At 74.0% G+C, this 20,322-nt stretch carries 24 protein-coding genes; 12 read left to right on the top strand and 12 right to left on the bottom strand.

Annotation, left to right across the window (positions count from 1 at the left end):
- Positions 1-33 precede the first annotated feature (33 nt).
- The 3 genes from OG556_RS00370 to OG556_RS00360 all read right to left on the bottom strand — a co-directional run bounded on the left by OG556_RS00370 (position 34) and on the right by OG556_RS00360 (position 2,527).
- Positions 34-1,308: an MAB_1171c family putative transporter gene (locus OG556_RS00370; RefSeq protein ID WP_371515249.1), complete on the bottom strand. Its 1,275-nt coding sequence runs from the start codon at positions 1,306-1,308 to the stop codon at positions 34-36.
- Positions 1,305-1,892, bottom strand: a complete 588-nt coding sequence (locus tag OG556_RS00365; protein ID WP_371515248.1) for a ParH-like protein — start codon at positions 1,890-1,892, stop codon at positions 1,305-1,307. Before OG556_RS00365 ends, OG556_RS00370 begins: the two co-directional genes overlap by 4 nt.
- A gap of 188 nt (positions 1,893-2,080) precedes the next feature.
- Positions 2,081-2,527: an XRE family transcriptional regulator gene (locus OG556_RS00360; RefSeq protein WP_371515247.1), complete on the bottom strand. Its 447-nt coding sequence runs from the start codon at positions 2,525-2,527 to the stop codon at positions 2,081-2,083.
- Positions 2,528-2,884: 357 nt separating this feature from the next.
- On the opposite strand from OG556_RS00360, the gene OG556_RS00355 reads away from it, so the two are divergent.
- From OG556_RS00355 to OG556_RS00335, 5 genes are all read left to right on the top strand, one after another.
- Positions 2,885-3,523 carry a PH domain-containing protein gene (locus OG556_RS00355; RefSeq protein ID WP_371515246.1) on the top strand — a complete coding sequence of 213 codons (639 nt, stop codon included), beginning with the start codon at positions 2,885-2,887 and terminating at the stop codon, positions 3,521-3,523.
- Positions 3,524-3,663: 140 nt separating this feature from the next.
- Positions 3,664-4,209, top strand: a complete 546-nt coding sequence (locus tag OG556_RS00350) for a hypothetical protein (protein WP_371515245.1) — start codon at positions 3,664-3,666, stop codon at positions 4,207-4,209.
- 121 nt (positions 4,210-4,330) lie between these two features.
- A complete protein-coding gene (locus OG556_RS00345) occupies positions 4,331-5,161 on the top strand; it encodes a trypsin-like serine protease (RefSeq protein WP_371515244.1) in 831 nt (276 codons plus the stop codon).
- Positions 5,162-5,289: 128 nt separating this feature from the next.
- Positions 5,290-6,288 (top strand): aldo/keto reductase, encoded by a 999-nt coding sequence (locus OG556_RS00340; protein WP_371515243.1) that lies wholly within the window; start codon positions 5,290-5,292, stop codon positions 6,286-6,288.
- A 35-nt stretch (positions 6,289-6,323) separates the two neighbouring features.
- On the top strand, positions 6,324-7,181 hold the full coding sequence (locus OG556_RS00335) for a DUF4253 domain-containing protein (protein ID WP_371515242.1): 858 nt from the start codon (positions 6,324-6,326) through the stop codon (positions 7,179-7,181).
- A 64-nt stretch (positions 7,182-7,245) separates the two neighbouring features.
- On the opposite strand, the gene OG556_RS00330 is transcribed toward OG556_RS00335, so the two are convergent.
- From OG556_RS00330 to OG556_RS00315, 4 genes are all read right to left on the bottom strand, one after another.
- Positions 7,246-8,139 (bottom strand): helix-turn-helix transcriptional regulator, encoded by an 894-nt coding sequence (locus OG556_RS00330; protein ID WP_371515241.1) that lies wholly within the window; start codon positions 8,137-8,139, stop codon positions 7,246-7,248.
- Between the two features lie 27 nt (positions 8,140-8,166).
- The gene (locus tag OG556_RS00325; protein WP_371515240.1) at positions 8,167-8,973 is read right to left on the bottom strand and encodes an SDR family oxidoreductase; all 807 of its coding nucleotides are present in this window, start codon (positions 8,971-8,973) and stop codon (positions 8,167-8,169) included.
- A gap of 466 nt (positions 8,974-9,439) precedes the next feature.
- On the bottom strand, positions 9,440-10,246 hold the full coding sequence (locus tag OG556_RS00320) for a class I SAM-dependent methyltransferase (RefSeq protein WP_371522506.1): 807 nt from the start codon (positions 10,244-10,246) through the stop codon (positions 9,440-9,442).
- Between the two features lie 62 nt (positions 10,247-10,308).
- Positions 10,309-10,518, bottom strand: a complete 210-nt coding sequence (locus OG556_RS00315) for a DUF397 domain-containing protein (RefSeq protein ID WP_371515239.1) — start codon at positions 10,516-10,518, stop codon at positions 10,309-10,311.
- Between the two features lie 178 nt (positions 10,519-10,696).
- Here OG556_RS00315 and OG556_RS00310 point away from each other — a divergent pair, with 178 nt between their 5' ends.
- The 4 genes from OG556_RS00310 (at position 10,697) to OG556_RS00295 (ending at position 12,988) form a co-directional block, all read left to right on the top strand.
- The gene (locus tag OG556_RS00310; protein WP_371515237.1) at positions 10,697-11,911 is read left to right on the top strand and encodes a helix-turn-helix domain-containing protein; all 1,215 of its coding nucleotides are present in this window, start codon (positions 10,697-10,699) and stop codon (positions 11,909-11,911) included.
- Between the two features lie 85 nt (positions 11,912-11,996).
- Complete coding sequence (locus OG556_RS00305; protein WP_371515236.1) at positions 11,997-12,191, top strand: hypothetical protein; 195 nt, start codon at positions 11,997-11,999, stop codon at positions 12,189-12,191.
- Positions 12,191-12,439, top strand: coding sequence for a hypothetical protein (locus OG556_RS00300; RefSeq protein WP_371515235.1), 249 nt, complete (start codon positions 12,191-12,193; stop codon positions 12,437-12,439). The genes OG556_RS00305 and OG556_RS00300 overlap by 1 nt, the downstream gene beginning before the upstream one ends.
- 75 nt (positions 12,440-12,514) lie before the next feature.
- Entirely contained in the window at positions 12,515-12,988 is a 474-nt protein-coding gene (locus OG556_RS00295) for an NUDIX domain-containing protein (RefSeq protein ID WP_371515234.1), read from the top strand.
- A gap of 107 nt (positions 12,989-13,095) precedes the next feature.
- Here OG556_RS00295 and OG556_RS00290 read toward each other — a convergent pair whose 3' ends face one another.
- Both OG556_RS00290 and OG556_RS00285 read right to left on the bottom strand, forming a co-directional pair.
- Positions 13,096-14,049 carry a hypothetical protein gene (locus tag OG556_RS00290; RefSeq protein WP_371515233.1) on the bottom strand — a complete coding sequence of 318 codons (954 nt, stop codon included), beginning with the start codon at positions 14,047-14,049 and terminating at the stop codon, positions 13,096-13,098.
- A gap of 152 nt (positions 14,050-14,201) precedes the next feature.
- Positions 14,202-14,657 (bottom strand): MarR family transcriptional regulator, encoded by a 456-nt coding sequence (locus OG556_RS00285; RefSeq protein ID WP_363586814.1) that lies wholly within the window; start codon positions 14,655-14,657, stop codon positions 14,202-14,204.
- Positions 14,658-14,820: 163 nt separating this feature from the next.
- On the opposite strand from OG556_RS00285, the gene OG556_RS00280 reads away from it, so the two are divergent.
- Both OG556_RS00280 and OG556_RS00275 read left to right on the top strand, forming a co-directional pair.
- Entirely contained in the window at positions 14,821-16,308 is a 1,488-nt protein-coding gene (locus tag OG556_RS00280) for an MFS transporter (protein WP_371515232.1), read from the top strand.
- 204 nt (positions 16,309-16,512) lie between these two features.
- Positions 16,513-16,836: a DUF1330 domain-containing protein gene (locus OG556_RS00275; protein WP_371515231.1), complete on the top strand. Its 324-nt coding sequence runs from the start codon at positions 16,513-16,515 to the stop codon at positions 16,834-16,836.
- A gap of 13 nt (positions 16,837-16,849) precedes the next feature.
- Here the strand turns inward: OG556_RS00275 and OG556_RS00270 are convergent, their stop codons facing one another.
- A complete protein-coding gene (locus OG556_RS00270; RefSeq protein ID WP_371515230.1) occupies positions 16,850-17,803 on the bottom strand; it encodes an NAD-dependent epimerase/dehydratase family protein in 954 nt (317 codons plus the stop codon).
- Between the two features lie 160 nt (positions 17,804-17,963).
- Here OG556_RS00270 and OG556_RS00265 point away from each other — a divergent pair, with 160 nt between their 5' ends.
- A complete protein-coding gene (locus tag OG556_RS00265) occupies positions 17,964-19,598 on the top strand; it encodes an ALF repeat-containing protein (RefSeq protein WP_371515229.1) in 1,635 nt (544 codons plus the stop codon).
- Positions 19,599-19,667: 69 nt separating this feature from the next.
- Here the strand turns inward: OG556_RS00265 and OG556_RS00260 are convergent, their stop codons facing one another.
- Together OG556_RS00260 and OG556_RS00255 are read right to left on the bottom strand one after the other, a co-directional pair.
- Complete coding sequence (locus OG556_RS00260; protein ID WP_371515228.1) at positions 19,668-19,961, bottom strand: hypothetical protein; 294 nt, start codon at positions 19,959-19,961, stop codon at positions 19,668-19,670.
- Positions 19,951-20,199 carry a hypothetical protein gene (locus tag OG556_RS00255; RefSeq protein ID WP_371515227.1) on the bottom strand — a complete coding sequence of 83 codons (249 nt, stop codon included), beginning with the start codon at positions 20,197-20,199 and terminating at the stop codon, positions 19,951-19,953. Before OG556_RS00255 ends, OG556_RS00260 begins: the two co-directional genes overlap by 11 nt.
- Positions 20,200-20,322 lie beyond the last annotated feature (123 nt).

Genomic DNA, 20,322 nt, shown 5'->3' with positions numbered 1-20,322 from the left:
CCGCCCCGGGCCGCCCCCGGCCGGCCCGGCGGCTCATCGCACGGGGCTCGCGACCGGGTCGGGGTCGGGAGCGGCGGGGGAGGGGGCGGCGGCGCGGGCACGGGCGCGGACCTCGGCGACGGCCGGGCAGGTGGCGTAGACGCGGGTGAGGTGGGCCAGCTGGTCGGCCTCGGACTCCAGGTCCTGCCCCAGGGCGTGCGGCGGTTCGGCCGCCGGGGCGGTGCGCGGGGCGTCGGGGTTGGGCCGGGCCCCGGCGGCCGCGCGTTCCAACGCGGCCGCCAGCGCGGCGGCCTCGGCGGTGGCGCCGGCCCGGGCGGCGGACGGGGGAAAGCGCGAGGAGGCGGCGGCGAGCCACCGCGGGGTGCGCGGGTCGAGGTGCTGGCGCAGGATCAGCCGGGCGTCGTGGATCTCGATGATCCGCCGGTACAGGGCGAACTGCGGGTCGCGCGGCGGCAGCAGCGGCAGGCGGCTGGCCGGGGCGAGCGCGATCTCCGGCAGCACGGTGTGCAGGTCCCGCCAGAGCGGGGCCAGCGCCCGGTAGCGGCGGTGGGCGCGCAGCCAGCCGCGGACGGCGGCGTGCGCGGCCGGCCACACCGTGGTGCCCAGGCCCGCCGCGAGCAGCGCCACGCACAGCAGGCCCAGGACCCCGCACAGGGCGTCCTCGGCGCCGGCCTGGGTGCCGGTGGCCGCCGCCTGGACGACGTCGTCGACGCCCCAGGCGTTCCACAGCAGGCCCGCGACCAGGCTCAGGGTGAGCAGCCGCAGCCCGCTGCGCTGGCGCCCGGGCGCGGCGGCGCGGGCGAGCCGGGCGAGCTGGCGCAGCAGGGCGGTGAGGCAGTGGGCGAGGTAGAGCACGCCGGCGGCGGTGTACCCGGCCAGCGCCAGACGGGCGTCGGTGGAGGGCGCGGCGGTGAGGTCGGAGGCGTCCAGGCCCGGCGCGGCGGCGACGAACAGGACCGCCCGCACCCCCAGGACACCGGCCAGCAGGGCCAGCTGGCGGCGCACCGCACGGCGGGGAAGCTCGGGATCGCGCAGGACGCCGGCCAGCAGCCGGATCGCGCAGGCCGCGCCGATGCGCAGCACGTCGCCGAGCAGGACGGGCAGGGCGGGCGCGATCCCGAGCCGGTGCAGCTGGTCGGCGGCCTGGACGGTGGGCGGGGCGAGCAGCAGCAGCGCGGCGGCGAGCAGCGCGGTGGCGTAGCAGCTGTAGCGGGCGATGGCGCGCGGGTTGGTCCGGCGGCCGCGGGCGAAGTGCCAGGCGCTCAGGCCGAAGAACAGCGCGACGCCGTAGAGGACGAGGCCGCTCACGGACGCCCCGCCGCCCGGCTGCCGGCCGCCCGGTCGCCGGCGGGCCCGGGCCCGGACCCGGACCCGGGCTCGCCGGCGAGCAGGACGTCCAGGACGTCGAGCGAGTCCGGGTGCGGGGCGGGGCCGGGCGGGTGCGCGGCGTCGGCCTTGGCGGCCCGGCTGAGGATGAGGGAGGCCAGCAGCTCGGCCTCGCGCTCCTGGGGCTCGTCGTAGCCGGTGCGCCCGAGCACCCGCCGGACCAGGTCGGGGGACAGGTGCGGCAGGAGGTCCGCGGCCGGGCCGAGCGGCGCGGAGCCGGCGTGGTCCAGGAGCAGGTGGGCGATCTCGTGGACCAGGATGTGCCGGCGGTGCAGCGCGCTGGTGTCGGCGGTGTACAGGATGTAGTCCGCCTCCCGGGTGGACACCAGCAGCCCGCAGGGCGCGTTGGGCCGGGCGGCCACCGGCAGCAGGTCGATCGGCCGCCCCCGCCGGCGGGCGACTTGCTCCAGTAGCACGGTGGTGTCGAACGGGCTCGGCAGTGCCAGCTGTTCGGCCATCCGCCGGCAGCGGCGCAGCGCCGATCGGTAGCACCTGTCGTCCCGCACGCTGTGTTCCCCTTCTCGATCAGCGGCCCCGTTCCCCCCGATCTCCCGACCGCCGTGGCTCCGCCTCCGTGCCTGGCCCCCGTCTTCGTAGCCCCCGTGCCCCGTCCGCCCCGCGCCCCGTCAGCCCCGGACCCCGTCCGCCCCGCCGACGACTCGCGACCCGCGGCCCCGCGCCCGCGCCGCCGGCGTCAGGGCGCCGGGTTCCGGCGGGCCGCGTCCCGGCGGGCGATGACGTCGATCAGCTCGCTGACCGTGTCCAGGCCCTCGGAGGAGAGGCCGACCGCGCGCAGCGCCAGGCTGCGCACGCCCGCGTCGCGCAGCGCGCCGAGCAGCGCGAGCTCCTTGGCGATCTCCGCGCCCTGCCGCTCGTCGAAGAAGTACGCGGGCGGGACCTGGAAGAACTGGGCGAGCGCCTCCAGGTGGCGCTTGGTCGGGTTGTCCCGGCGCCCGGTGCGCAGCTGCCACAGGTAGGTGGTGGAGAACGACTCCCCGGTCGCCTCGCGGCAGGCCCGGGCCACCTCTTCGTTGGTGTACTGCTCGCGGTCGGGTCTGCGGACGGTGTGGAACAGCGCCTCGATCCTGGCCGCGAGCCCGGACAGTTCCACCGGCCCGTCCTCCCGGTTCGATCCCGCCATGGCCCGCCCTCCTCACCGGGGCCCCGCACGTCTCCTCCTGGCGGGCGGGCAGGGCCGGCCAGGTCACGATAACCCAACGGCATCAGCTGGCGTGGATCACAAGATACCGCCAATCAACGTCAGTTGACCCCTCCACCGGCGGCTGACATCCTGGACCGCAGGCAGGCCAGTCGACCTGACTGGCCATCAAGTCCATTCGTGTTAAAGACATTTGACGTTTCCCCCGGATCGGCCGAACGATCTCGGCAGGCCGGTAGTGTGACCGACTCCCCTGGGACCGCCAGGCAACGACGCCCGACACGGGACCGGCCGAACCGACCGGCCCCGCCGACGGCACGACGTGGGAAGGGGGCGCCCGTGAACACGGCGCCGCGACACCAGACGGTGCGGCTCGGCTTCCTGTGGCGAGCCGCCGGCGCCCCCATCGGCTGCGTGCTCGCCCTGGCGATGGGCATCGTGCTCGCCGACAGCGGGGACGCCGGCCGGATGGGCGCCGTCCCCGCGCTGCTGCTGTCGAGCGCGGCCGTCCTGGGCGTGGCCCTGCCCGTCCCGTACGGCTTCTGGCTGCGCGCCGACGACCACGGCCTCACCCTCGTGCGGGCGTTCGTCCCGCGCCGCTACCGGTGGCGCGACATCCAGGGGCTCACGATGGACGCCGGGCAGGACGCCGACTCCGGCGCCCACCGGCTCGTCCTGCTGCTGCGCCTGACCCCGGCACGCCGCCGGACCGCCCGCGCCGCCCGCACCGCCCGCGACGCACACCTGTACGGGCCGGTCCTCGGCATCCTGGGCACCACCCGCGACGGGCTGCCGCGCGGCACCGAACCCCGCCGCCTCGCCGAACTGTTCGACCTGCTCCGGCGCCACGGCGTCCCCCTCGACGACCGCCGCTACGCCGACCTCGTCCTCACCGCGCACGGCTACCCGGCGCTCGCCCACACCGCCCCCGGCGCGTCCCTCTCCGCCCGCCCCGCCGCCTGCCCCGACGCGGCCTGAACCGGGCCCCGGCCGGTCCCTCGCGGTCCGCCCCGGCCCTTCGGGTCACCCACCGCTGAGCCGCCCACCGCCCCGCAGCCGTTGACCCCGACGGAAGCGCGCCCGCCCGGACGGCGCGCCAGGACGTCAGGAGTGCGGCGATGCTCAGGTTCCACGGCGCGTGGCGGATCACCGTGGTCGGCAAGAACGCCAGCTTCGACCAGCGCGCGGTGGTGCGCGGCCCCTACGGCACCCGGATGCTGCCCGGCCGGGTCGGCGCCAGCCTGGAAGTCGAGGAGGACAGCTGGACGCTGACCCTGGAACACCACCTGTGGGGCCGCAGCTGGCAGCCGAACCTGCGCGTCACCCCCGGGCCCGTCACCGAACGCGACGGCGTCCGCAGCCGCCTGCTGACCAGCAACGACTGCCACTGGCCCGACAAGCCCCTGGACTACGTCAACTTCGTCGTCCGCCTCGACCAGAGCCTCGCCCCGGCCCCCGTCCTCGCCCCCGTCCGGGCCGTGCGCCCCGCCGACTCCCTGCCGCCCCCCGCGCCCCGGGCCATCCGCACCTCCTCCGGCGACGTCGGCGACTTCGGCGCCCCCGCCTCCCGGCCCGCGCCCGCCACCCGGCCCGCGGCCACCCCCGCGCCCAGGCCGGCGCAGGCGCCGGGCACCAACGCCCGGCCCGCCGCGACCCCCTGGTAGCCAGCCGCCGTGCCCGGGGGCTAGCCCCCGGGCACGGCGGCCCGCTGCCCGGATGTCCCGGACCGGCGCCTCAGGGTTGGCTGGACGCATCCGAACCAGCAGATCCGAAAGGCCGTCACCCGTGCTCCAGCGCAAGACCGTCCGCCGCCGCGCCGCCCGTGCCACAGCCGTCGCCGCCCTCGCCGCCGCCCTGGGCGCCACCGCCATGACCGGAAGCGCCCAGGCGATCGTCAACGGCCACGACTCCACCGAGCGCTACTCGTTCATGGCCACGATCCCGATGAGCGCCAAGCAGATATCCGACGGCACCTGCGGCGCCACCCTGATCGACCCCCAGTGGGTCCTGACCGCCGCCCACTGCGTCCAGGGCTACCCGGGCAGCGAGCTGAAGCTCGACGGCACCGTGCGCATCGGCAGCGCGCACCGCAAGAGCGGCGGCACCGTCCGGGCCATCACCCGCACCGTCGTCCACCCCGGCTTCAGCTTCGGCGACGGCCAGACCCGCCCCAACTACGACGACCTCGCCCTGGTGCGCCTGGACCGCCCCGTCGCCCAGCGGCCCATCGCCGTCGCCCAGCGCCCCGGCCCGCCCGGCACCCCGACCCGGCTGCTCGGCGTCGGCACCGTCGTCGACACCCCCAAGTTCGAGGACATGGTCTTCCCCGACCGCCTCCAGGAACTCGACACCCGCCGCGCCGCCGCGACCGACTGCGCCCCCGGCTACGCCGGCCCCACCCGCCTGTGCACGACCAGCCCCACCCCGCAGGCCATGGCCTGCTTCGGCGACTCCGGCGGCCCGCAGATCCAGCGCGGCCGCGGCGGCCGCTGGGAGCTCATCGGCACCACCTCCGGCCCCGGCGCCCCGGGCGTCCCCTGCTCCGAAGGCCCGGGCCTGTACACCGACGTGCGCGCCTACGCCGACTGGATCCGGGCCACCCTCGCCGCCGGCTGACCCGGCTGACCCGGCTGACCCGGCTGACCCGCCTTGGCCTGCCTCGGACTGACTGACTGACCGGCCGATCCGGCCGACCCGACGGTAAAGTCCCAGGTGAGCACCGTCGCGCCCGAGGAGACCCCGCCATGCCGACCGACCCCGCCACCGGAGCCGCCGCCGACCGCCCGCCGATCGCGCGGTACGGCCTGGGCACCGCAGCCGTCGGCCGACCCGGCTACATCACCCTCGGGCGTGACGGCGACCTGCCCGCCGAACGCACCGTCGAGGCCCTGCGCGACCGCACCCACGCCCTGCTCGACGCCGCCTACGCCGCCGGCGTCCGCTACCTCGACACCGCCCGCTCCTACGGCCGCGCCGAGGAGTTCGTCGCCCAGTGGCTCGCCGAACACCCCGAGGCCGCCGCCGAGGTGACGGTCGGCAGCAAGTGGGGCTACACCTACACGGCCGGCTGGCAGACCACCGGCGTGGCCGCGCACGAGGTCAAGGAACACTCCACGGCGGTGTTCGACCGCCAGATCCACGAGACCCGCGCCCTGCTGGGCCCGCACCTGGACGTCTACCTGGTCCACTCCGTCACCCCCGACAGCCCCGCCCTGACCGACACCGCCCTGCACGCACGCCTGGCCGACCTGGCCGGGCAGGGCGTACGGGTCGGCCTGTCCACCAGCGGCCCGGCCCAGGCGGACACCATCCGCGCCGCCCTGGCCGTCACCGCGGACGGCCGCCCGCTGTTCACCGCCGTCCAGGCCACCTGGAACCTGCTCGAACCCTCCGCCGCCCCCGCCCTGGCCGAAGCCCACGCCGCCGGCTGGCTGGTCGTCGTCAAGGAGGGCATGGCCAACGGCCGCCTCGCCGGGCGCAACGCCACCGGGGACGACACCGCCGCACTGCGCGCCCTCGCCACCCGCACCGGCGCGCCCCTCGACGCCCTCGCCCTGGCCGCGGCCGCCGCCCAGCCCTGGGCCGACCTCGTCCTGTCCGGCGCGGCCACCCTCGACCAGCTCGCCTCCAACCTCACCGCCGCCACCCTGCACCCCACCCCCGACGACCTGGCCGCCCTCGCCACCCTGGCCGAACCCGCCCCGGCGTACTGGCGCACCCGCGCCGCCCTGCCCTGGGCCTGAACTCCCGTGTCAGTGGCCGCCCCTACGGTGTCCGCATGACCTCGGACCTGTCCCGTCTCCTGCCCGCCACCCTCCCGCCCGGCCGCCTGGTCGGCGGCGAGGACGGGCCGGAGCCGCTGCTGTGGATCAGCGACGCCCCCGCCCCCGCCGGCCTGTGGCAGCAACTCCACCGCGCCCACCCGCAGTCCGGCCTGTGGCCGCTGCTGTTCGTCCCCCTCGGCGACGGCGCCGACTACCGCCCCTGGCTGTCCGGCGAACTCTTCCCGGCCTCCGCCTCCGACCCCACCCTCTACGACCCCGACGCCCTGCTGCGCCGCTGGTGGCAGCAGCTCGGCGGCACCGGCGAGGACAGCACCGGCGAGGACAGCACCGGCGAGGACGCGCCCGGCGAGGACGGGCCCGAGGGCCCGCTCGACGCCGAGGACGCCGCCGAACTCCGCGCCGCCCTGGCCCCCTTCGGCCCCGCCTGGCCCGGCACCGCCCCCGCCGCGGCCGTCCCCGACGGCGCCCCCGGCGTCGAGGCCCGCGGCCTGGCCGACGTGCTGCTGTCCGTACGGGACGCGCGCCTGGGCCTGGTCCGGGCGGGCAGCGGCGCCGAGGCGCTGGCCGCCTGCGGGTGGAGCGGCCCGCTCAACCACGAGGACGACACCGCCAAGATCGCCGCCGTGCTCGCCGACTGGGAACGCCGATTCGGTGCCCAGGTCGTCCAAGTCGGTTTCGACACGCTGGAGTTGAGCGTCGCCGTCCCGCCTGCCACGCTCGCCGAGGCCCTTCCGCTGGCCGCCGAGCACACCGCCTTCTGCCCCGACCTCGTCTTCCAGGGCACCGGCACCCTGACCGCCTACGCCGAAGGCCTCGTCGCCTCTTACCAGTGGTCGTTCTGGTGGGACTGACCCCGGCGCCCGTTCCCGCCACCGGGCCCGGATCCACCGGACCAGTACGGCTGGAAGGGCCGGACTATCCGTTGTGTGCTTCGAGCCCGGTCGCCGGTGCCTGCTGGGTGGCCGCCCACGACGCCAGGAGCGCCAGATTGTCGGCGGCCGGTGTGCCCGCGGGTGCGGTGTAGACGTTGAGGTGCAGTCCGGGTTCGGCGGGCAGTTCCAGGGACTCGACGTCCAAGTCGAGCCGGCCCACGATCGGGTGGCGCACGCGCTTGCGGCCGGACCGGTGCAGCCGCACGTCCTGGGATGCCCACCGCTGCCGGAACAGCTCACTGGACGTCGACAGTTCGCCGACCAGGGCGATCAGCTCCTCGTCGTGCGGATCGCGGCCGGCTTCCATGCGCAGCTTCGCGGCCACGGCACCGGCGATCTGGTCGTAGTCGACAAAGAAATCCCTGGCCGCCTCGGGGTTCAGATAGACGAACCGCGCGGTGTTCGCGGGCCGTCGCGCGTCGGCCGGCACCGGTGAATACAGCGCGCGAGCGAGTCGGTTCGTGGCGAGCACGTCGTAGCGGCCGTTACCGATCCAGGCCGGCGCACCGGAGATCGCGTCGAGCACCTGCTGCAGCGTCGAGCGCACCGCCACGGCAGGCCTGCGCCGGCGCGGTCCGCCGGGCGCCGTGGACCGGCGCGCGAGGTGGAACAGGTGGTCGCGCTCGGCCTCGTCGAGTTGCAGGGCCGAGGCCAGCGCGTCGAGCACGCCGTCGGAGACACCGGCGAGGCGGCCGCGCTCCATGCGCACGTAGTAGTCGACCGATACCCCCGCCAGTAGCGCCACCTCCTCGCGGCGCAGACCCTTGACCCGACGGTTGCCGCCGTAAGCGGGCAGGCCCGCCTGCGCGGGTGCGATGCGGGCGCGACGCGAGCTGAGGAACTCCCGGATCTCGGTGCGCAGATCCATCGTGGCCATCCCCTCACCGTGAGCCGGTCCCGCAGTCTAAGGGGTGCCCGATGCGGTCGTCGCGATGCCGCCGTCCACCGGGATGACGGTGCCCGTGAGGTAGGACCCGGCCCGGCTGGCGAGAAACACGGCGACACCCGCCATGTCGTCGTCGCGGCCGATCCGGCGCAGAGGGGTCGCCGCCGCGATCGTGTCGCCGACGGCGTCGAGCGTGGACGCCGTCATCCGCGACGGGAACATTCCCGGTGCCACCGCGTTCACCGTGACGTGCTGCGGGCCCAGCTCCCTGGCGAGCACCCTGGTGAGTTGATGGAGTGCCGCTTTGCTGCTGGCGTACGAGTAGTTGGGCGACTGGGCCACGTGGATGGCGGCGATACTGCCGATGTTGATGATCCGCGCGGGATCATCGGCGGTGCCCGCCCTGCGAAGTGCGGGGAGCAGCGCCTGCACCAGCCAGAACGGCGACTTGAGGTTGAGGTCGATCACCGTGTCCCAGGCCTCGTCCGGGAACGTCGCCAGCGGCTCGCGCCACATCGCCCCCGCGTTGTTGACAAGGATGTCCAGGCGTTCCGAGTCGGCCTGGACAAGACCGGCGAGGCGCTGACACTCGTCGTGCCTGGACAGGTCGGCGGGGATCGCTCGAACGTCGCCGAATTCGGACAGCAGATGCTGTGCCTCCGCGCACGCGTCTGCCTTGCGCGAGCTGATGACGACGCGGGCGCCCGCCTGGAGAAGGCCGCGCGCCATCATCAGCCCGATTCCCCTGGTGCCGCCGGTGACAAGGGCGTACTTCCCACTCAGGTCGAAAAGTTCCGCGTGAGTGGTGAATTGATCGTCCGCCATTGGTCTCCGCCTGTTCTGTCGTGGAAGAATTCGCCGACACGGTCGCGCATTCGGGGCAGCTGAATTGAACCGATGGGGTTAAAGCTGCGGCGTGTGTCCATGGTGGCAGGCGTTTTGGACGTCCGGGAGACCCTGGTGATACGGGTACTGTGAGAGCCCCCCTCGCCTGAAGCGCCGGCCCCGGCACCCGTTCCCACCGCCGATTTCGGGGCCGTCGGGGGCGTCGAGCCACCGCAGGCCGTGCCTCGCCAGGCCCGCCCACCGTCCGGGCAGATGTGGTTCAGCGTCGGCTCGTCGTCCAGAGCGAGAGTGTCAGGCGCCGCCGCCCCGGCCCGGGCCGGCGGCACCATCGAGCAGTATCGGTTGGCGCCGAATTCGCCGGCTCGGATGGCGGTGATGAATGCCTGCCAAGCGGCTGGTGGGAAGTTGAGGGGGCCCATCGGGAAGGTTTGGCCGGGGTGGCACTTCAGCGTGCGGTGACCCAGTACGCTGCGAGCGGGCGGTTGCCGTGCGGTGCGGCGACGGCCCGCAGGACGTCGCTCTGGCTGAGGACGAGTTGCCGTACCGGTTCGGGCAGCGCGGCCAACCGTTCTCCTCCGGTGATCAGGTCGAGACAGGCGCTGATCTCCCAGTCCGCGTCCTGGAGTCCGTCGGCGTCGACCGGCCCGTCGCCGTCCGCCGTCCAGCCCGCCTCGGGCAGGAGCCGCAGCAGCGCCTCGCGGGAGAAGGCCGTGCGGATGTTGCCCTCGCCGTGTGAGCCCGCAGCCTCGATCTGGCCCTGGATCAGTACTGCGAGCAGGTGCGCCAGCTGGTCGCCGCAGGAGGGCGTCAGGTCCCACTCGGCGAACCACAGCCGCCGCGCCCAGGGCCGCACCCGGGCCAGCGTGTCGCGCAGCTGCCCGAGCGAGGCGAAGTACCAGGAGCAGTGGGCGAGCACGACGTGGTCGAAGGCGTCGGAGGGGAAGTCGACCGACAGGTCGCGGACATCCGTGCTGAAACGGAAGTCGATGCGCGGCCCGACCGGGCTCGTCGCGAGCCGGGCCGCCGATTCCCCGAGCGTGACCGGCGCCCCGTAGGTCGGATCGGCGACATCGACGGCCACCACGCGTCCCTGGGGTCCGACAGCCTCCGCGAGGACGGCGGTCATATCGCCCTGCCCGCAACCCAGTTCGAGGACGGTGGAGCCGGGCTCGATGTCCCAGCTCTCCACGAGTGAAGCGCGGTGGCGTGTCTGCATCAGCTGAGCATCCGGGCTGTGGTCGGCAGCGGCCATGGTCTTCACGAGCAATGGAATCCTGGCGTGGAGATCGGAGTGCTTCACACAATCCTCAGTGGCTAGTCGGCGAACCGGTGAGGACGAGGATATGAGACGCCCCTTGGCGGCGCCTGCGATTTCTCGCTCGAGTCCTCGGCGGGGAAGAGGAGATCCGGGCCGTGAGGGTCCTGGGAGTCGCGGACGGGTGTCACGTTGGCGAAACCCTCGGCCACCTCGATGCATTCGCCGCCCTGGCCACTGTGCGAACTCTTGCGCCAGGTGGTTGCCATCTCGTTGCCTTGTGCGGGTGGAGTGGGAAGTCGGTGGGGATGACTTTCCACTCCGGCGTCGGGTTAGGCTTCCCGGCCGCCGCCCCCAGATGGGGGCGGCGGCGCGTGGGTGGTGAGTTGGGGTGCGGGGTTGGCAACTCGCGCTGGTCGGGGCGTGCGTGCGCGTAGTGTCGGAAGCATGGCGAGCGATCATCTTGGGGATCGGGTCAAGCGGCTGCGGCGCTTGGCCGATCTGACGCAGGAGGGCCTGGCTGAGAAGTCGGGCGTGTCGGTGGATGTGGTTCGGAAGCTTGAGCAGCAGCGGAAGCATTCGGCACGGCTTCCGACACTTCACGCGCTGGCCAAGGGGCTTGGTGTTGAGCTGACTGCGCTTCTGGGCGATCCGCCGGCAGTGCCGTCGACAGGTGATGCGGACCCGCCTGGCCTGGTCGCGGTGCGGCGGGCGATCATGCCGCCCTTGTTCACGCCGCTGCCGGTGGCGGACGGCGTGGAGAAGTTGTCGATTCCGCTGCTGCGTGGCGAGATCGCAGAGGCCTGGACCCTGTATCACGCAGCCGACTTCGGCAGGGTCATGGAGACGTTGCCGGCGATAATCGCGGATGCCCGCCTCGCCGCGGCCGTGGGCCGCGGCGAGGACCGCCTGGCCGGTAACCATGCGCTCGGCAAGGCTCTCCAACTGGGCGGGCATCTCGCGATCCGCCTCGGGAAGACGGATCTCGGCCTGTCCAGTCTCGAACGGGCAATAGCGGCAGCGGACTCGGCGGAAGACCCGCTGCTGGGAGCGATGATCTGCAACTCGGTGGCCTGGGCGTATCAGCGCCAGAACCGGCTCGGCGACGCGCAGACGCTGGCCATCCACGCAGCGGACGGAGTGGAGAACGAGCACTCGTCGAAGGCGGAGGGGCTCAAGGTGTGGGGCGGACTGATCATGTCCGCAGCGACCAGCACGGCCCGAAGCGGCGACTATGACGGGGCATCCGAGATGATGCTGACCGCAGAGCAGGCGACCAGACGCCTTTCGAAGCTTCCTGCCTCGGCCGACGGCCGGATGGTCAGCGTGTTCAACAGCTCCTCGGTGCGCATCGAGCGGGTTCGGCTCGCGGTCCAATTCGCCCGGCCGGAGGAAGCCTTGGGGCTCGCGAAGGGAATCAGGCTCAGCAACGACACCCCGGTGTCCTGGCGGACCTGGCTGCTCCTGGACGTAGCGCGCGCGTACACGGACATGGGGGACGCGGCGGGAGCGGTGTCGACCTTGGAGAAGCTCCAGCGAGTAGCGCCGGGCTGGATGCGGCATCACACCCTTGCCGTGGCCATCGTCTCCGACCTCTGGGCGGGTCCGGCGCGCCCGCCCGGCCTGAAGAGGCTTGCCCGCTCCCTGGGGCTGACTGACTAGATCCCAAAACTAGGACGTTCCGTCCCTGTTGATTGCGTGGCCACCACGAGAACCTCTCCGTACGAACACAGAGAGGAGCCGTAAGGTGACTGTTGGTGTCAAGCTCCACGGCTACGGGGTGCGGTGGGACCCGGAGGGCCGGTGTTACCGGGTGCGGAACGAGACGACGGGGGAGTGGCTGCGCAGCGGTACCTCGGGTGAGCTGGCGTCCTTCTCCTCGTTCTCCGCCGCCTTCAGCGCCTGGCGGGGGTTCGAGGTTCGGCGGCAGGTGGGGGCGTGATGGGATCCGCCCTCGACCGCGCCACGGCCGACCAGCGGCGGCAGGCAGCCGACGTCCTGGACGACCTGACGACCGTCCTCGCCCTGGGCGGGGTGAAGTTGCCCTCCGTCGAAGTCGACTGGGAGCACGGCCGCAGGACCGGCTGCTACCTCATCGGCCTCGGCTGCGCCCACCCGTCCGAACTCCTGCGGGTCGTCGACCTGCTCCGCAAGGGGCTGCGCTACGAGCGCCTCACGCATGACGGCTGAACTCCTCGTCCGCCTCCTTTGGTTGGCGGGCTTCTCCCTCGTACTCCTCGCAGCCCTCAGAAGGTGAACCACCCGATGCGCGACCCCCGTCTCCTCGCCAAGCCGCCGGTGTGCCGGCTCGGCTGCCTCGTCCTCGTCCGCAACCCGCGCGGCGACGTGCTCCTCGTGGACCCGGACTACATGGACGGCCTGATCCTCCCCGGCGGCGCCGCGAAACCGAACGAGCCCCCGCACCTCGCCGCCGCCCGCCACCTGCACGCGGAGACCGGCCTCAACCTGCGCCTCGCCGACGTCCTGGCGGTCGACTTCACCCCCGCCGACCGCTACCTGGAACGCCTCAACCTCGTCTTCGACGGCGGCACCCTCACCGAGCACGCCGCCGCCCACCTCACCGTCCCGCCGCAGCACCGCAGCGGCCTGTTCGGCGCCCGCTTCGTCCCCGTCCGCCGGCTCCCCGACGTCATGGCCCCCTCCCAATCCGCCCGCGTCAGCGAGGCGTTGGCGGGCCGCGCCCTGCCCGTCCTCCTCCACGGCCAGCGCGCGACCTGACCGGTACCGCCGGGAACCAGGTGGCCGACTCGGGGTCGGTGCGCACTTCGGCAATGAGAAGGGGCGGGCGCCGGGGTCGGCGCCCGCCCTCCCTCGTCCGGGTGCGGTCAGCTCCAGGGGTTGGCCGGCTGGTCGGTGATGGCGGTCCAGAAGCGGCCGCCGACGGGCAGGGTGCCGTTGGCCCACAGGCCCCAGCCCGAGGCGTCGTGGAACTCGGCCATCCGGAAGCCGGCGCCGAAGTAGCCGGCGCAGAGCTGGTCAGCGGCTGCCCGGCTGGTGAGCTGGCTGCCGGAGGTGGGGATGGTGGCCTTCACCTCGCCGCCGGCCCAGCTGTGGAAGCCACTGGTGGGCACGCCGGAGGGGGCGGGGCGGCCGTCCTGCTTGAGGCACAGCACGGGCAGCTGCGCGGTGGCGGGGGTGTCGCCGCTGTACGCGTTGCTGCTGTTGTCGTTGCCGACGTGCACGACGTTGTCGGCGCGCTGCTCAAGGGCGGCCCAGGTCATGCCGTTGTGGGTGGCGACGCCGCCGAACAGGGCCTCGTAGGTGTTGCGGGCGATGTCCCACTCCTGGTACCCGCCCTGGTTGCAGTCGAACATGTAGAGCCGCCAGCCGCCGCCGATCCTGTGCTCGGTGTTGTCCAGGCACTGGGAGGTGGAGATGTTCTGCAGCCGGATCCCGAGCAGGCCGTAGCGCGGCGTGCTGTCGGCCGCGGTCCACGGCGTGACCCGCCACATCTGCGAGGTGTTGTTGGCGTAGCACTGGACGCCGGAGGGGGTGCTGTCGACCGTCAGGCAGGAGCGCTGGTCGGCGGCGTTGTTGACGGTGTAGACGCTCGGCAGGCCCGGGACGGGCTTGAACACCCACTGGCCCGGGTTGTCGGACGGCGCGCAGGGGTGCAGACCCTGCCCGCCCCATATCGCGCCGTTGGGACAGCGCTCGGACTTCTGGTTGAACAGGACCGTCGAGGGGGTGTCGGCCGAGGCCGAGCCGCCCGGGACCAGCACCAGGCCGGTCAGGGCCAGCGCGATGCCGAGGACGATACGCCGGACTAGCGAACGCACAGTGCTCTCCAAGGAGGGGAGACGACGAGGGGCGGCGGCCGGTCCGGAGGGCCCCCCGGGCCACCCGGTCCCGTCCGCCGCGGTCAGCTTGTCAGCGCGCGATCAATCGCCGGTATCCCAGTTTCCTGGGGGGTCGTTCGACACCCGACTGGTCAGGGGCGCGGCCAGGGGCGCCCGTCGAGGTGCTCGATGTCGGTGTTGAAGCGGCGCAGGTAGGCGGCGAAGGTGGTGACGTCCTGGGCGGACCAGCCGGCCATCACCCGGTCCAGGGCCTCCACGTGGGCCTCGCGCTCCTCGTCGAGGCGGCGGTCGCCCTCGTCGGTGAGGCGGAACTTGCGGGCCATCCCGCCGTCGGGGTCGGCGATCCGCTCGACCAGGCCGGCCCGGGTCATGGCGGCGGTCTGCCGGTTGAGGGTGGAGGCGTCGAGGTTGAAGGCCTCGCTCAGCTCGCCGATGGACATCGGGCCCTGGATGCGGATGCGGCTGAGCAGGATGTACGCGCTGCGCTCCAGGGTGCTGCCGCGCGGGCGGGCGGCGGACTGGCTCAGGTAGTGGTGGCGGCCGAGCACCATGTACTCGAACTCGACCAGGTCCGTACGTTCTCCCATGCCGTCGTCCTTCGCCCTTCACCCTCATCGCCGCACCGCTGACCTGCGGGTTTCGCGGGCCTTGTCCAGTATGGCAAAGGGGTGTGACGGCGGTACCCGGCGATGTAGTGTGCTCGATGCACATAATATGCACGATACACATTTCGTTCCCGAGGAGCCCGCCATGGACGGCCCCCAGCCCGGCGGCACGACCGCCCCCACCGCCCCGGTCGCCGGTACCACCCCCACCACCGGCATCGTCGCCACCCTCGCCTTCACCGGCACCGTGGCCGCGATCATGCAGACCCTGGTCACCCCGCTGATCGGCGAACTGCCCCGACTGCTGCACACCACGCCGTCCAACGCCTCCTGGGCGATCACCGCGACCCTGCTCGCCGGCGCCGTCTTCGTCCCGATCAGCGGACGCCTGGGCGACCTGCTGGGCAAACGCCGCATGCTCCTGGCCTGCTGCGTGCCGCTGTTCATCGGATCGGTCCTGTGCGCCCTCGCCTCCGCGGCCGTACCGATGATCATCGGCCGCGGCCTCCAGGGCATGGGCATGGGCGTCGTCCCGCTCGGCATCAGCCTGCTGCGCGAAGTCCTGCCGCCCGAACGGCTCGGCTCCGCCATCGCCCTGGTCAGCGCCTCGATGGGGATCGGCGGCGGCCTCGGCCTGCCGATCGCCGCCGCCGTCGCCCAGTACGCCAGCTGGCGGGCCCTGTTCTGGGGCGCCGCCGCCCTCACCCTCGTCGTCGCCGCGATGATCCGCTTCCTCGTCCCCGCCCCCGCCCGGCGCCCCGCCGGCGGCCGCTTCGACCCCGTCGGCGCGGCGGGCCTGGGCGCCGGACTGGTCTGCCTCCTGCTGCCCGTCTCCAAGGGCGCCGACTGGGGCTGGACCGACCCCCTCACCCTCGGCCTGTTCGCCGCCGCCGTCGTCCTGCTCCTCGCCTGGGGCCGGTGGGAACTGCGCTGCCCCGAACCGCTGGTGGACCTGCGGGTCACGGCCCGCCCCCGGGTCCTGCTGACCAACGCCGCATCCGTCCTGGTCGGCTTCGGCATGTACGCGCAGGCGCTGATCATCCCGCAGCTGCTCCAGCTCCCCGAGGCCACCGGCTACGGCCTGGGCCGCTCGATGCTGGCGATGGGCCTGTGGATGGCGCCCTCCGGCCTGATGATGATGGCCGTCTCACCACTGGGCGCACGCCTGTCGGCCGCGCGCGGCCCCAAGTTCACCCTGGTCGCCGGCTCCCTCGCGATCGCCGCCGGATACGGACTCTCGATGGTGCTCATCGGCTCCACCTGGGGCGTCCTGGTCGTCACACTGGTGTGCAACAGCGGCGTCGGCCTGGCCTACGGCGCGATGCCCGCACTGATCATGAGCGCCGTGCCGCTGTCCGAGACGGCGTCCGCGAACAGCTTCAACACCCTGATGCGCTCGCTCGGCACCTCCGTCTCCGCCGCCGTGGTCGGCGTGGTCCTCGCCCAGCTGACCACCACCCTCGGCGGCCACACCCTGCCCTCGGAGAGCGGCTTCAGGGTCGGCCTGCTGATCGGCTGCGGCGTGGCCCTGGCCGCCGCCGCGGTCGCCGCCACCATCCCCGCCCCGCCCACCGGGGCCGCACCCGCCACCGCCCGCCCGGCACCCGCCGCCACGGACACCGCCACGACCTGACCGCCCGACCCGGCATGACCTGACCACCCGCCACGACCCGACCACCCACGACCCGACCACCCGCCAGACCCGCCCCCGGCAACCCGCCGGGGGCGGCCGCGCTACGTACCCCCTACCGATCCGCGACGGATTCGCCCCCACCGCCCCCACCCGTACCGTCGGAGACCACGCACACCGGACCAACCCCCCCCCAGGAGCACAGCGATGACCGCCTACGCGATAGCCCAGGTCCACTCGGTCGAGTTCGGCCCCGACATCGTCGAGTACCTCCAGCGCATCGACGCCACCCTGGACCCCTTCGACGGACGCTTCCTCATCCACGGCGACCGGATCGAGACCGTCGAAGGCACCTGGGGACAGGACCTCATCCTCATCGAGTTCCCCGACCACCAACGCCTGCGCGCCTGGTACGACTCACCCGCCTACCAGGAGATCCTCCCGCTGCGCACCCGCCATATGAACGCCGACGTGGTCTTCGCCCGGGGCGTGCCCGCCGGCTACCGCGGCGCCGACGCCCTCAAGCACTGACCGGCCCGGGGGCTCAACGCCCCTGCGCCCGCTCCCGCCACCACCGCACCGTCGCCTCCACCTGCTCCTCCAGCGCGGTCGCGCGCACCGCGAACGCGGCCTCGTAGGCGGAGGAGTCCACCACGAACGGGCGGTCGAACTGGTAACGGACCTCCCGCAGTTCACGCAGCAGTGGGGAGAACAGCCCCGCCGCGCCCAGCAGCGCCTGCGGGAGCCGGCGCACCGCGACCGGTCCGACGCCCGCCTGCGCCGCCAGCCGCTCCACCATCGCGCGCACCGGCAGCGCGGGGGCCGTCGGCACGTGCCAGGCCCGCCCCCAGGCCCGCTCCTCGCCCGCGACCTCGGCCAACGCCCGTGCCACGTCCGGCAGGTACGTCCAGCTGTGCGGCGCGTCCGGGTCGCCGAGCACCGCGATGTTCCGGCCCTTCAGCAGGCCCGGCATCACCCGCGAGGCCAGGTGCCCGCCGTCCGTCACCCCGGGGCCGAAGAAGTCCGAGGCCCGCACCTCGACCGCCCGGATCCGCCCGGCCCCGTGCAGCGCCCGGGCCTGCTCCCACGCCGCCGCCCGCACCCGTCCCTTGGGGCCGGCCGCGGCCAGCGGCAGGTCCTCGGTCATCGGAGCCCGCACCGGGCCGTATCCGTAGAGGTTGCCGAGCATGACCAGCACCGCCCCGGTGGCCTCGGCCGCCGCGCACAGCGAGGAGGCCAGCGCCGGCCACCGCGCCGCCCACTGCGGCAGCGGCGGCGCCGCGCAGCCGTAGATCGCCGCCGCGCCGCGTGCGGCCTCCGCAAGCCGCGCGCGATCGCCCGCGTCCAGCGCCACGTGCTCGATGCCGGGCACCGGGGCCCCGCCCCGCGCGGGGCTCCCCGACCTGGTGACGACCCGTACGGTGTGCCCCTGCCCGGCCAGCAGGCGGGCGGTGGCGGCCCCGGCGGGCCCGTATCCGACAACCACGTGGAAGCTCATCCGCCCCACCCTAGGGTCTGGGGCCGCGCGGGCGCTGCGGGGTGCTGCGAGTGCTGCGGGGGTGCGGTGCGGGCGTTAGCAAATACTTGGTATGGCAACCGTAAAAGACGATCTATGCTGGCGGACGTTCACAATCTCTCCGCACAACGCAAGGTGCTGAATGAAGCTGCCCCGGGTGTCCGCCGTCGTCGCGGCCGCCGTCCTGGCCCCCACCGTCCTCTTCCCGTCGATGGCCTCCGCCGCCGACAACCCCCAGCCGGCCGGCGTCTCCGGCCCTGACACCGCGTCCAAGGGTGCCGAGGACCAGGCAACGGGCCAGGAGGAGCACGACCGCGCCGAGGTGCGGCGCGTCCTCGCCGACAAGGAGAGCGGCCCGGGCGTGCGCGAGGCCGCCCAGAAGGCGCTGAACGGCACCGCCGCCGACCTGCGGCACTTCCTGGACGTCGAGCTCCACGACCAGCGCGTGATCGACAACCGGGTGAGGGCCTACCAGGTCCTCGCCGTCGGCGGGCCGGCCGTCAAGAAGGCCGCCACGGCCGCCCTGCGGGGCGGCACCGCCGAGGACGTCGCGAAGTTCCTCAAGGAGGGCCAGTTCATCGCCCGCGCCGAGGACGAGGACCGTGCCAAGGTCCAGAGCATCCTGGCCGACAAGGAGACCGGCCCGGGCGTGCGCGAGGCCGGGGAGAAGGCCCTCGCGGGCACGGCCGCCGACGTGCGGCACTTCCTGGACGTCGAACTCGGCGAGTGGCGCCAGCGCGACAACCGGCTGAAGGTCGTCTGGATCTCCAACGATGCCGGGCCGGTGCTGAAGAAGGCCGCCGAGAAGGCGATGTACGGCAGCAGCCAGGAAGTCCTGGACTTCCTGAACGAGGGCCAGTTCATCGCCCGTGCCGAGGACGAGGCCCGCGCCAAGGTGCAGAGCATCCTGGCCGACAAGGAGACCGGCCCGGCTGTGCACGAGGCCGCCCAGAAGGCCCTCGCGGGCACGGCCGCCGACGTGCGGCACTTCCTGGACGTCGAACTCGACGAGCGGCGTCAGACCGACAACCGGGTGATGGTCGCCCGGATCTTCGACGGCGCCGGGCCGGCGGTGAAGGCGGCCGCCCGGAAGGCGATATCCGGCAGCAACCAGGAAGTCCTGGCCTTTCTGAAGGAGGGCCAGTTCATCGCCCGCGCCGAGGACGAGGCCCGCGCCAAGGTGCAGGGCATCCTCGACGACAAGGAGACCGGTCCGGGCGTGCGCGAGGCGGGGGAGAAGGCCCTCGCGGGCACCGTCGCCGACGTGCGGCACTTCCTGGACGTCGAGCTCCCCAAGCAGCGGGCCGACGACAACCGGGTGAAGCTCGCCCAGATCATGTCGGCCGGCGGGCGGGCCGTGCGCGAGGCCGCCGGCCGGGCGCTGGACGGCACCGACGAGGACGTCGTGAAGTTCCTGAAGGAGGGCCAGTTCACGGCCCGCGCCGAGGACGAGGCCGCGAACAAGCCGGCCCCGCAGCCGGCCCGGCCCGCCGAGCAGCCGCAGACCGCCACCGGCGCCCAGTCGGCCGTCCAGCCCGCCGCCCTGACCACCACGACGGGCACCACCGCGGGCACGACCACGGGCACGACCACGACGGGCACCACCGCCGGGACGGCCACGGCCACCACGGGCGCCACCACGGTCACCACCCGCCCCGGCCAGCTCGCCGCCACCGGCACCGAGGGCCTCGGCTGGGAGGCCGGCGGCGCCGCCGCGGCCCTGGCCGCGGGTGCGGCGCTCGTCGTCGCCTCCCGCCGCCGCTCCACCGAGAGCTGACGCCCCCGACCGTCCCCGTCCCCGGCCGCCCACGCGGCCGGGGACGCCCGGACGTCCGGGGCCGCACGCTCAGCCGCCGGGGCGGCGCCCGGCGATCGCCCGGGCGGCGAGTTCCGCGCGCCAGCGGGCCGCGTTGCCGCCGTCCAGCTGGCCGGCGAAGGCGCGCCGCGCGGCCTGCACCAACTCTGCCGAAGCGTGCGGGTACGCCTCCCAGACCGCCCAGAGCGCGTTCTCGGTGTCCTCGTCCAGGCCCGTGCAAGTGAGCGGCCCGGTCCCGGACAGGGTCTCGGCCAGCACCGCCTCGAAGACCCGCCGCAGCCGTTCGTCGTCGTCGCGCCCGCGGGCGGGGCGCTCAGCCGCCATCGCTGCTGCCGCCGCCACCGCTGCCGCCATCCCCGCCGCCACCGTCGCCGCTGTCACCGCCGCTCAGGCTCCGGTTCCGGCGCCGGCTGCGCGCGGAGCGGCGCAGCAGGGACCCCGAGGCGAGCGTCACGGACGCCACGGCGCGCACCCAGCGGGGGCCGCCGCGTTCGGCCCACACCACGCACACGCACCCGCCGACCACGATCACCAGGACACCGACCAGCACGGCACCGACCACGTCTCACCCCATCTCCCGTCCATCCCGTTTCCGGGCCGATCCTCTCAAGCCGAGCCCCCCGCCCGCGCCCCCGACCCCCCTAAACCGGGCCGATCCGCCACACAAGTGGACACCAGGCCCGTC

Origin of the sequence: Kitasatospora sp. NBC_01300, assembly GCF_041435235.1 — a bacterium.
Lineage (GTDB): Bacteria > Actinomycetota > Actinomycetes > Streptomycetales > Streptomycetaceae > Kitasatospora.
The sequence above is the reverse complement of the archived record's forward strand: the minus strand, read 5'-3'. Positions and strand labels throughout refer to the sequence as shown.